The following is a 717-nucleotide window of genomic DNA, read 5'->3' on the forward strand; positions in this document are numbered from 1 at the left end:
GGGGACGTGTGGTCGTCCGCCGGGTCGGGGTTGTCGGTCGGGGTCGAGGATCCAGGGTGGGGTGAACCAGGGCCGGCCGTCGGTCATGGTGATGGTCCAGTGTCCGTGGTGGATCAGTTGGTGGTGGTGGCGGCAGAGCAGGCACATGTTGTCGAGTGCGGTGGCGCCGAGGTCGGCCCATTCGTGGATGTGGTGGGCTTGGCAGCGTCGGGGTGGTCGGGTGCAGCCGGGGAACGCGCAGCCCCCGTCTCTGTGGTTGAGGGCGCGGCGGATGGCGTCGGGGGCGGTGCGCTGGCGGCGTCCGACGTCGAGGGGTTCGGACTTGGCGCCGAGCAGCATGGGGATGATCTCGGCGTCGCAGGCCCAGCGGCGCACGGTGGCGGGGTGCACGGGCTGTCCGGAGTCCAGCACGCCGTAGCCGCCCGTGGACTGGAGGGCCTGGCGGAGCCAGTGGTGGTCGATGGTGATCGTGAGCAGCGCCCGCCCCGCCCCTTCCGGCCTGGGGCGGCGCCCGGCGGGTGCGGGGTGGCGCGGTTCGGGGATCAGGGCGTCGGGGTCGGCGTCTTCCGGGGTGGCGTCGGGCTCGGGAGGCGTGCCGCTGGGGGTGCGGGCGGTGTCGACGAGGTCTTTGAGGCCTTCGATGCGGCGCTGCGCGAGCTGGCGGGTGTCGTCGGGGCCGCAGGGGGCGGCGAGGTCGTCGATGATCCCGGTGAACGC

1 protein-coding gene is annotated in these 717 nt (G+C 73.6%); it reads right to left on the reverse strand.

All coding sequences use genetic code 11. The annotated features are described in order from the left end of the window. On the reverse strand, positions 1–717 hold a 717-nt coding region (locus ACFPK1_RS33030), incomplete at both ends, for an HNH endonuclease signature motif containing protein (protein ID WP_378025167.1).

Origin of the sequence: Actinomycetospora rhizophila (genome assembly GCF_042657905.1) — a bacterium.
Classification (GTDB): Bacteria; Actinomycetota; Actinomycetes; order Mycobacteriales; family Pseudonocardiaceae; genus Actinomycetospora; species Actinomycetospora rhizophila.